The 11182-nt window shown below is 50.7% G+C and carries 8 protein-coding genes, 1 riboswitch and 1 other annotated feature (1 of these 10 cut by a window edge); of the genes, 1 reads left to right on the forward strand and 7 read right to left on the reverse strand.

The window, feature by feature from the left end; all coding sequences use genetic code 11:
- Positions 1-6 precede the first annotated feature (6 nt).
- Both H9Q78_RS07785 and H9Q78_RS07790 read right to left on the reverse strand, forming a co-directional pair.
- Positions 7-855, reverse strand: a complete 849-nt coding sequence (locus tag H9Q78_RS07785; protein ID WP_249300729.1) for a class II fructose-bisphosphate aldolase — start codon at positions 853-855, stop codon at positions 7-9.
- Positions 856-875: 20 nt separating this feature from the next.
- Positions 876-1838, reverse strand: coding sequence for a carbohydrate kinase family protein (locus tag H9Q78_RS07790; protein WP_249300731.1), 963 nt, complete (start codon positions 1836-1838; stop codon positions 876-878).
- Between the two features lie 432 nt (positions 1839-2270).
- On the opposite strand from H9Q78_RS07790, the gene H9Q78_RS07795 reads away from it, so the two are divergent.
- On the forward strand, positions 2271-3224 hold the full coding sequence (locus H9Q78_RS07795) for a Gfo/Idh/MocA family protein (RefSeq protein ID WP_249300733.1): 954 nt from the start codon (positions 2271-2273) through the stop codon (positions 3222-3224).
- 69 nt (positions 3225-3293) lie between these two features.
- Here H9Q78_RS07795 and nagB read toward each other — a convergent pair whose 3' ends face one another.
- The 5 genes from nagB to proS form a co-directional block, all read right to left on the reverse strand.
- Positions 3294-4031, reverse strand: coding sequence for a glucosamine-6-phosphate deaminase (gene nagB, locus H9Q78_RS07800; RefSeq protein ID WP_249304781.1), 738 nt, complete (start codon positions 4029-4031; stop codon positions 3294-3296).
- 55 nt (positions 4032-4086) lie between these two features.
- Positions 4087-5517 carry a type I glutamate--ammonia ligase gene (gene glnA, locus H9Q78_RS07805; protein ID WP_249300735.1) on the reverse strand — a complete coding sequence of 477 codons (1431 nt, stop codon included), beginning with the start codon at positions 5515-5517 and terminating at the stop codon, positions 4087-4089.
- Between the two features lie 130 nt (positions 5518-5647).
- Positions 5648-7012, reverse strand: coding sequence for a CCA tRNA nucleotidyltransferase (locus H9Q78_RS07810; protein WP_249300737.1), 1365 nt, complete (start codon positions 7010-7012; stop codon positions 5648-5650).
- Positions 7013-7259: 247 nt separating this feature from the next.
- Positions 7260-8933: a formate--tetrahydrofolate ligase gene (locus tag H9Q78_RS07815; protein ID WP_249300740.1), complete on the reverse strand. Its 1674-nt coding sequence runs from the start codon at positions 8931-8933 to the stop codon at positions 7260-7262.
- Between the two features lie 101 nt (positions 8934-9034).
- A riboswitch (ZMP/ZTP riboswitch) is annotated at positions 9035-9118 on the reverse strand.
- Positions 9119-9491: 373 nt separating this feature from the next.
- Positions 9492-10931, reverse strand: a complete 1440-nt coding sequence (gene proS / locus H9Q78_RS07820; protein WP_249300743.1) for a proline--tRNA ligase — start codon at positions 10929-10931, stop codon at positions 9492-9494.
- A 69-nt stretch (positions 10932-11000) separates the two neighbouring features.
- Positions 11001-11182 (reverse strand) — a binding site (T-box leader); it runs 17 nt beyond the window's last position.

Here is an 11182-nt window from a genome sequence, read left to right on the forward strand (position 1 = left end):
CAGTCATTACTGCAGCAAAAAGGCTTTCATCTTGCCTGCGATCTCATCCTTAACAGCCTGATAGACCGGAAGGAACAGATTGGCGGTGGAATATCGGAACCCCTCCTCCGACTGAGTTTTTATGTACTGCTGTCCCATGACAATCACAATGTCCGTACAGATGTTAATCTTTCGAATCCCATTTCGGATGGCTTCCTGAACCTGTTCCATGGGCGTGCCGGAACCTCCGTGCAGTACGAGGGGGACCTCTACTGTCTCTTCGATCTTTTTCAGCCGCTCTATGTTTAACTTCGGTTCAAACCGGTACTGCCCATGCTGGGTCCCTATGCTGACTGCCAGCACATCGATTCCTGTCCGCTCTACAAACTCTTTCGCCTCCGCCGGATCTGTCTGAGCGGCCTCCGGCCCCTTCACAGCCACGTCCCCTTCTTCTCCTGCCAGACGTCCCAGCTCTCCTTCCACAGTCACGCCGGCCGCATGAGCCCTTTCCACAACCTTTTTGGTCTCTTTTATATTTTCTTCAAATGGCAGCGCGGATTTGTCTATCATGACAGAAGAAAATCCCGCATTGATGGCCCTGTTGCAGGCCTCAAAGCTCAGCGCATGGTCCAGATGAAGGGCGACCGGCACGGAAGCGTCCCTGCACGCGGCTTTCGCGGTCGCCACAGTTCCCTCAAAGCCTCCCATCATGTCGATTTCTCCCTGTCCGCACATGAGGATCAAGGGCACATTTAGCGCAGAGGCCGCCTCAGAAGCCGCTTTTGCCACTTCATAGGACCAGAATACATATCCTCCGTAAGCCACCTTCTTTTCCTGTGCCAGCTCAAGAATCTCTTTCATAGGTACAAATTCCATCTTTCTTCCTCCCATTCTTTTTAGTTGTCTTTTATTTTCTTGCCCTGTTTCTGCAGATACTCCATTACAGTCCGGAAATCCGGGACGCCGCCCGTAGCGCCTTTTGCCGCGACATTGTGAGCGGCGACCGCCGACGCAAATATGGCACATTCCTCTATATCCCATCCCCGGAGATATCCGCACAAGAAGCCTCCCACAAAGGAGTCCCCTGCTCCGGTGGTATCCACCACCTGGAAACCGGAAAAGCATGGTATCTCATATTCCCGGCAAAAATCTGTCACATAGCAGCCCTTGCTGCCCAGCTTGATTCCGCAGATTTTTACTCCAAAATCTTTAAAAAATTTTGCCATTTTATACGGCACCCTATGCTCCGAAAGAAAAGACGCTTCCTTGCGGCTGGGTAAAAACAAGTCCGTCTCTTTAAAAACAGGGCGCAGCTTCTCCAGCAGTATTTCCCTGTTTTCCATATCATCGTTCATAGCCGTATCCATGGCGGTGATCTTTCCGTGGCGGTGCGCCCTCTGGAATAGCTCCAGAATCCCGCCGTCATCCATCTGCTTCATCTGGAATGCGCTCCCGAAGTATACAATATCTGCCTCCTGAATGGCTTTTTCCGGCACATCCGCCGCACTGAGCGCATGGTAGATCCGGGTATTGGAAAGGGCATGCTTTTCTCCCCCCTCATCCAGCAGCAAATACGATACCGCAGTTTTATGGCCGGTGTCCCAGATGATGCAGGCGGTATCCACTCCATGCCCCTCTGCCTGCCTCATGACCTCCCGTCCATTCCAATCCATCCCCAGACGTCCGGCGATCGAAACCTCTACACCCAGCTTAGCCAGTGTGACAGCCACGTTCAGGGCGTCTCCCCCTGTCGTCGCCTGAGGCTCTTCAATCTCTGCCTTTTCCATTCGGAAGATAGACCTTGGCACCGGAGCCAGAGGTATGTCACATACCATCATCCCAACCGTTAATACCTTCATGACTTTTCCTTTTTCCACGTTCTCTCCATATGGATATGTTTGTACGTACATATCTACGTTGTTACGTAATTTAATTTATCATATTTGTTTTTCTCTGTCAACTACAATTCAAACTATATTTTGTGAAAAAATTTTTAAGTAATTCCCAAAAAAAATCTTTGACATTTTTATTTTTATCGCTTATTATGAATTTAAATGACCATTTTCCACTATATTTACGATTTGACATAGTCTCATTTTATAACGCCGCCTCTGCTCCCCTTATGTTTGTTTTATATATGTCTTGTTGTACGTACACTCTGTTTTCCATAAATCAGCATATCATGGCACCAATAGTTATGGAATTTATGGAAAAACTGCAGTATCCTATAAAGTGGAGTTTTTAATAAGAGTGATAAAATCATCAGCCATTAGGAAAGGTGGGGATAGACAATGAAACAGTTCAACTGGGGGATTTTAGGTCTGGGCAACATCGCTCATGAATTTGCGGACAATATGACAAAGCTTCACCCGATTTATGCTGTGGCATCCAGGTCCCTGGAGACCGCGATGGACTTCCAGAAAAAGTATGGGGCCGCCCGGGCATACGGTTCTTACGAGGAGCTTCTGAACGACCCTCTCGTGGATATCGTTTACATAGCTACCGTCAACAGCCAGCACTACAAATGCATCCTGGCGTGTCTGGAGCATGGCAAGCATGTCCTCTGCGAAAAGGCTATCTGGGGAGATTATGAGGAAATGAAGGCCGCTTACGATATGGCCCAGGAGAAAGGGCTTTTGCTCTGCGAGGCCATGACCATCTATCACATGCCTATCTTCAAAGAAATCAAGAGCATGATAGCGTCCGGTAAATTGGGCAAGATCAAATTTGTGGAGGCAGAGCTGGGAAGCCTGAAGGAAGACGACCCCTCCAACCGCTTCTTTAATCCGAAGCTGGGCGGAGGCGCCATGCTGGATATCGGAACATATGGCCTCTCTTTTGTGACTTATTTTCTGTCCGGAGAATTGACAGAGCTCACTCATTTAATGGGCCGTTATCCCACCGGCGTAGATGAAATGTGGAGCATTTCTCTGAAAACCAGCGCCCAGGAAATCGGCAGTGTCAACCTGACCTTCCGGGCGAAGCTGCCCAAGCGGGGAATCATTGCCGGTGAAAAAGCCTACATAACCGTCATGAACTACGTGCGCGCCGACAAGGCGGCTCTGGTTTATCCGGACGGTTCTGAAGAGCTTTTGAAAATTGGAGAAACCTCAAAGGCCCTGCAGTACGAAATACAGGATATCGAGGAGGCGCTGTCCACCGGTGATTATTCTTACGCGTTTATGGACTGTACCATGAAGGTGGTGGAGCTGATGGACCGTCTGCTGAAAGCAGAAGATCTATAGGCATCAAAAAAGGAGACATGCCGTATACCGGCAGGTCTCCTTTTGGATGCTCTTCTTTTCTGTTTCCGCTCAATAAAGACCGGTGCATTTCGACAGTGCCCCCGCGTCCGCGATCACAGTCACATCCGGATGGAACTGCAGGACCGAAGCCGGTAGCCAGGGCGTCACCCGATCCTTAAGCACACCTGCAAGAGCCTCCGCTTTTTTTACACCATATACAGCCAGAATAATCTTCCTGGCTTTCAGAATGGTACGGATCCCCATGGTAATCGCCTGCTCCGGTACGCTGTCCGCGGAGTCAAAAAACCGCGCGTTCACTTTTCTCGTATCCTCAGTCAATTGTACCACATGGGTATCGCAAATAAATTCGTTTCCAGGTTCATTAAACCCAATATGTCCGTTTTCTCCCATTCCGAGAATCTGTATATCGATACCTCCAAATTCCTCTATACGCTTCTCATACCGAAGACATTCCTGTTCTACGTCTTCACATTTGCCATTGGGAACTTCTGTAAACTCTTTTCGAATATCCACCTTATTAAAAAGATGTTTATTCATAAAATAGCGGTAGGACTGCTCATTGCTCCCGTCCATGCCAATATATTCGTCCAGATTTACTGTACGCACCTTTGAAAAGCTCAGATTCCTGTCCTGATATCCTTCCGCAAGATACTGGTAAATTCCCACAGGGGTCTCTCCTGTCGCCAGGCCTAGGACACTGTCGTCCTTTGCTTCCATCTGCCGAAATATCATTTCTCCTGCGATTTTTCCCAGATCTTCGTAATTATCTGCCTGAATAACCTTCATCATTTCTCCCTTTCCATTTGAAAAAACATATCGACAATTCCATCAATACGGATCATCATAAATCATAATAATACTTAAATTCTGCCGGGCTGGGAATCTGCTCAATCTCCTTTAACTCCGCCCGTTTTTTCTCCAGCCATATCTCTATCAGCCGCTCCGGAAACACTCCGCCGGCAGTCAGATAATCATGGTCCGCCAAAAGAGCGTCCAATGCCTCACCCAGGGATCTGGGAAGCCCCTTGATCTTTTTCTGCTCCTCGGCAGAAAGATGATACAGGTTGAAATCATAAGGCCCCCATCCATTGGCCTCCGGGTCTATTTTATTCCGGATGCCGTCCAGGCCCGCCATCAGGATCGCCGCATACGCATAATAGGGATTCGCCGTGGCGTCAGGGTTTCGCAGTTCAAACCGTTTCGTCTCCGGAGCCTTGGCATAGGCAGGAATCCGGATGACCGCGCTTCGGTTGGAGGTGGCATATCCAATGGTGACAGGAGCCTCATAGCCAGGCACCAGCCTTTTAAAGGAATTGGTGGACGGATTGGTAAAGGCGCAAAGAGAAGCGATATGCTTTAAAAGTCCGCCGATAAAGTAATGGGCTTCCCGGCTGAGTCCGGAATAGCCATTCTCGTCATAGAACACCGGTTTTCCGTCCTTGAAAAGCAGCATGTGAACATGAAGGCCGTTCCCTGCCTCTTTATAAATGGGCTTAGGCATAAAAGTCGCGGTCTTTCCTTCGGCTGCGGCCATGTTTTTGATGATATACTTTATGATCATGGTGTTGTCGGCCATCTCTGCCATATCGCCCAGCTCCACTTCGATTTCCATCTGACCCGGACCGCCCACCTCGTGATGATGGTATTTGACCTTGATTCCCCAGTCTTCCATGGCGAGACACATCCTGCTCCTCAGATCGTATCCCACATCCTGGGGTGCAGAAGCGTGATAGCCGCCCTTATAAGTCACTTCATAGCCATTATTCCCGGGAACAGACAAGCTGCAGTTCCATTCTGCCTGGCGGGTATCCACCTGATAGCCGCTGAATTCCGGCGATATCTGATAGCGCACTTTATCCAGTACATAAAATTCAAATTCCGGCCCGATGACCATCCGATCCGCAATCCCGGTCTCTTTCATATATTCCAGCGCTCTCAGACTGACATTTTTCGGATACTGGTCAAAGGGTATATTTTCCTTTTCCCCTATGGTGCATACATTGCCGCACATGGTAAGCGTGGGGACTCCGGCAAACGGATCGACGGCTGCGCTGTCAGGATCCGGAATGAACACCATATCACTTTTCTCAATCGGCGCATATCCATAATTGGATCCGTCAAAGCCAACGCCGTATCTGAATATATCGTCGTCAAATCTCTCTCTGGGAATGGTGATATGGCGCCATCTGCCGTCAATATCCGTCATCTTAAAATCAATCATCTGAATTTGAAATTCCTCGCACATCCTTTGGATATCCGCGCTCGTCTTCATGAAAAACCCTCCGTTCCAGCCATGCGTCATTCACAGCCTGTATAGTATGTTTTGAGTATAACATGTTCCAAATAAATGACAATAAGAGAAGCATTATTCCGAATAATCATAAGTAATTTAATTAATTTCTTTATTCGTGAAATTCTGGTTCCGGCGTCCTTTCTTCCTTCCATATCTGCGCGGCAAAGTCCAGTAAATACCCCTTCGTGTTCCGTTCAGGACATTCCAGCACCGCTTCCAGACATCTCTGAAGACATTCACCCAGCTTCTTTCCCGGTTTCATGCCTGCGCCAATCAAATCTCCGCCTTTTATGGCAAGTTCACTGAGAGACACACAATCTCCGGACTCGAGGATTTCCTTGTAATATTCCTGTACCTGCAGGAGCTTTGGCAGATATGTCTCCCTTGCGTATTCGTTCTTTCCCATACTGTCAGCGGTACATACCTCCATCAGCAGAGGAAACAGATCCCTTCCCACACGGTTCAGCGCTTTCCTCACTCCTTCTTTAGAAATGGGAAACGGAAAGTCATGATATGTGACTAGGGTAGTCACCGCCTCCAAAGTAGCGTTGTCAAACTTAAGGCCCCGGATGATCTTCCTCGCTATTTCCGCGCCAGCCTCCGCATGATCATAAAAATGGATATTACCCTGTTCATCCTCCGACTTCACCTGAGGCTTTCCCAGGTCATGAAGGAGCATCGTCCAGCGCAGGATATGGTCCGCCCTTATGTTTTCCAGCGTCCTCAGCGTATGCTCACCCACCGACAGCCGGTGATAAAGGTTTCTCTGAGGCGTCTCCATGGCCCGGTCAAATTCCGGAATCACCACGGCGGTGATTCCCAGCTCGTACGCCTGGCGGAAATATTCCGGATGCGGTGAACACAGGAGTTTATCCAGCTCCACTTGTATTCTCTCCCGGCTGATCAGCTCCAGGCGGGGGGCCATCCTCTGTATCGCCTTTTTCGTTTCCTCTTCTATGGAAAATCCCAGCTGGGCAGAAAACCGTACCGCCCTCAGGATACGCAGCGCGTCTTCCGTAAACCTCTCTCCTGCGCTTCCCACACAGCGAATGATTCCGGATTTCAGATCATCCATTCCATGGAATTCATCAATAATTCCGGATTTATCGCTGTAAGCCATGGCATTGATGGTAAAATCCCGCCGCCTGAGATCCTCTTTAAGGCTCGCCGTAAAAGTGACGTCCTTCGGATGTCTCCCATCCTCGTATTCTCCATCCAGACGGTATGTGGTCACCTCATATCCGCATTTCCCCATGAGAACCGTGACAGTTCCATGCTGGATGCCAGTATCCACAGTTCTCCGAAAGAGCCGTTTCACCTGCTCCGGCCTGGCCGACGTGGTAATATCCCAGTCCTCCGGCACCCGCCCCAGAAGCGTGTCCCTGACGCAGCCTCCCACAGCATAGGCCTCATATCCAGCCTCCTCCAGGATACCGATAATAGAAGCCACATGAGGCGGAATCTCAATCTTCATAACAAGGCCCCTCTCTTTCCTCCGCCGCAGCTGAAACGTCCGCGGCACGGATCTCTGTCATATCATGCTATGACAAGTCGTGGATATATCATACCACATTTTAAACTCAGAGGGCAAGAAAAAAGGCCATGCACCCCACTGTACATGGCCTTTCCCTATTGCTTAAAACCCTCTCCCTTGTAACTCCGCCCGTCAGACAACGGGCGCAAATCTATGAAAAAGAAATAATCAGTAATGTTATGCCGGATTAGAACAGGCCAGTGATCTTGCCGCTCTCATCCACATCGATCTTCTCTGCAGCCGGTACCTTCGGCAGTCCCGGCATCGTCATGATCTCTCCTGTCAATGCCACGATGAATCCTGCTCCTGCCGATATCTTCAGGTTCCTTACCGTCACCTCGAAGTCCTTCGGCGCTCCCAGTAACTTCTGGTCATCCGAAAAGCTGTACTGCGTCTTCGCCATACAGATCGGGCAGTCTCCATAGCCCAGCTCCTCCAGCTGCTTCGCCTGCTTCTTCGCTGCCGCCGTCAGCACCACTCCCTTGCCATGGTATACTCTCTTCACGATGGTATCCAGCTTCTCTTCGATGCTGCCGTCAAGCTCATAGGAAAAGCTGAAATCGTTCGGCTCCTCACAGAGGCGCACTACTTCCTCTGCCAGCTTCACTCCGCCTTCTCCGCCTTTTGCCCATACCTCGGACAGCGCCACGTTCACTCCCAGCTCACGGCACTTCGCTTCCACAAGATCCAGCTCCGCCTTGGTATCCGTCGGGAACGCGTTGATCGCCACTACGCAGGGCAGCTTATATACGTTCTTCATATTGTCCACATGCTGTAGCAGGTTCGGGAGCCCCTTCTCCAATGCTTCCAGGTTCTCATTGTTGAGGTCTGCCTTGGCCACTCCTCCGTGGTGCTTCAGCGCTCTCACCGTCGCCACCACTACTACTGCCGACGGCCTGAGCCCTGCCATCCGGCACTTGATGTCCAGGAACTTCTCTGCTCCCAGGTCTGCTCCGAAGCCAGCTTCTGTGATCGCATAGTCGCCCAGCTTCATCGCCATCTTTGTCGCGATCACCGAGTTGCATCCATGGGCGATGTTCGCGAAGGGGCCGCCGTGTACGATGGCCGGCACATGCTCCAGTGTCTGCACCAGGTTCGGCTTCAGCGCATCCTTTAACAGGGCTGTCATCGCTCCCTGTGCGTTCAGATCCCCTGCTGTCACAGGCTTCTGATCGTAGGTATATCCTACGATGACTCTGGAGAGACGGGCCTTCAGATCCGTGATGTCGGATGCCAGGCACAGCACCGCCATGATCTCCGATGCCACGGTGATGTCATAGCCGTCCTCGCGGGGCATCCCGTTCGTCCTTCCGCCCAGTCCGTCCACCACAAAACGCAGCTGTCTGTCGTTCATGTCCACGCATCTCCTCCAGGTGATCCTCCTGGGGTCGATGTTCAGGGCGTTGCCCTGATAGATATGGTTATCGAGCATGGCTGCCAGCAGGTTGTTCGCCGCTCCGATGGCGTGGAAGTCACCGGTGAAATGGAGGTTGATGTCCTCCATGGGCACTACCTGGGCGTATCCGCCGCCTGCCGCTCCGCCCTTCACGCCGAACACCGGCCCAAGGGAAGGCTCACGCAGGGCTACCATGACGTTCTTTCCGATCTTCTGGAGGCCGTCTGCCAGGCCGACCGTCGTCGTCGTCTTCCCTTCCCCTGCGGGTGTGGGGTTGATGGCGGTGACCAGCACCAGCTTTCCGTCCTTCTTGTCTGACTCTTTCAACAGGTTGTAATCGATCTTTGCTTTGTACTTTCCGTACTGCTCCAGGTACTTCTCCTCGATCCCTGCCTTTGCCGCGATCTCCGTTACCGGAGCCATTGTGCACTCCTGTGCGATCTCAATGTCACTTTTGAATCCCATAATAATACCCTCCTATATGTATATAAATATTTCTGCCCTTTTTGCTCCCGGCCGGCTAACCCTCCAGCTTTTGAGAACAAAAAAGGACAACATTCAGAAACAAATGTTGCCCAGACGGTCGGCTCTTATATGGCTCCGATTCCACTGTGGTACTCCACAATTATCCGTCAGTAATCGGAACTTCGTTTTGATATTTGTATACTAACACGTTGTTAAGCATTTGTCAAGCACCTATTTTGATTCTCATACATCCCCTGAGCAGGAAATGCCCGAAACAGGTTTTCTCTGCCTGATTGACAAGGCAAGAGGAAATCCGATTCCGGGCCGGCCTAAAGGCGGGCGCCGCAGAGCAGCGGCCGGTGTTCCCCAGGCGGAGGAAAGCAGAAACGGAGACAGGAAAATCATCAGGATTTTCCGTCGACATGTGAGTGGTACTCCTGGAGCGGAGATAAAACGCCCCCTGCATCGTCAGCGAACCGAAATCGTGACGGTCCGGAACTTCTGCCGGTGTTTAGCTGGAGCTTGATAGGAGCTAATTAAAAATGATTTCACTTATCTTTAATATGCTTTGCCCCAATATACCATCGTCTTTGCAGGCTTTCCGCATACCGGGCACACATCCGTGATCTGTTCCTGCTCAAACGGCATGCAGCGTGAGGTCGCCGTTGTATCCTCTTTGATCTTGAGCTCACATGCCTCGTCGCCGCACCACATCATCTTTACAAATCCCGGCTTCTCTGCCACGATCTTCTTGAATTCTTCATAGTCCCTGGCCACATAGGTGTGCTCCTTCAAATGCTCCTTTGCCCGAGCCAGCATATCCTTCTGGATACAATCCAGGATCTCTTTTGCCTTTTCTGCCAGCTCATCCAGTGATACCACAAGCTTTTCACGGGTATCGCGGCGGACGATCACCGCCTGGTTCTGTTCCATATCCTTCGGACCAATTTCCACGCGGATAGGGATTCCTCTCATTTCCTGTTCACTGAATTTCCAGCCCGGACTCTTGTCGGAATCATCCAGCTTCACGCGGATACCGGCTTCTTTCAGTACGTCACGGAGAGAAGCGGCCTTTTCCATCACGCCTTCTTTTCTCTGAGAAATCGGAATCACCATTGCCTGCACCGGCGCGATCCTCGGAGGAAGCTTCAGGCCGCTGTCGTCTCCATGCACCATAATGAGCGCGCCGATGATACGGGTAGACATGCCCCATGACGTCTGGTGCACGTACTGAAGCTGATTCTGGCTGTCAGAATACTGAATATCAAAGGCCTTTGCGAATCCGTCGCCGAAATTATGGCTGGTCCCGGACTGAAGCGCCTTGCCGTCGTGCATAAGCGCTTCAATGGTGTAGGTGGAATGAGCGCCGGCAAACTTTTCTTTATCTGTCTTGCGTCCTTTTATCACCGGTATGGCCAATTCCTCTTCACAGAAATCCGCATAAACATTCAACATCTGAATGGTCCGAGCTTCCGCTTCTTCCTCTGTAGCATGGGCGGTATGACCTTCCTGCCATAAAAATTCGGCGGAACGCAGGAACGGACGCGTCGTCTTTTCCCAGCGGACTACAGAACACCACTGGTTATAAAGCTTCGGCAGGTCTCTGTGGGACTGGATGATCCTGGAATAAAAATCGCAGAACAGAGTCTCGGAGGTCGGACGCACACAAAGTCTCTCCGGCAAGGTTTCTAGACCTCCCTGGGTCACCCAGGCAACTTCCGGGGCAAAGCCCTCCACATGGTCCTTTTCCTTCTGCAGCAGGCTCTCCGGGATAAACATGGGCATATAGACATTCTCCACGCCGGTCTCCTTGAAGCGCCTGTCCAGCTCTTTCTGTATATTTTCCCAGATGGCATAACCATTGGGCCGGATGATCATACATCCCCTGACATTGGAGTATTCTACCAATTCTGCTTTTTTCACCACATCCGTATACCACTGAGCAAAATCTTCACTCATGGAGGTAATGGATTCCACTAATTTCTTTTCCTTTGCCATATCTCATTCTCCTTAAAATAAGTCCGTTGGACTTTCCTATAGAATAAAAAGCCCCTTATTCCATATGGAACAAGGGGCCAAAGTTCGGCGGTACCACCCTCATTAGCCGGGACCGGCTATCTCTCCTCCCGATATCGCCGGGACTGCGCCATATTTTCATATGGGGCTCCAAGGCAGGTTCAACAGCTCTGTCAGAAAGACCTCCCAGCTCCGGTCCTCTCTCTGGACTGACATTCCGCTATTTACTAGCC

Origin of the sequence: Qiania dongpingensis (assembly GCF_014337195.1) — a bacterium.
Classification (GTDB): domain Bacteria; phylum Bacillota; class Clostridia; order Lachnospirales; family Lachnospiraceae; genus Lientehia; species Lientehia dongpingensis.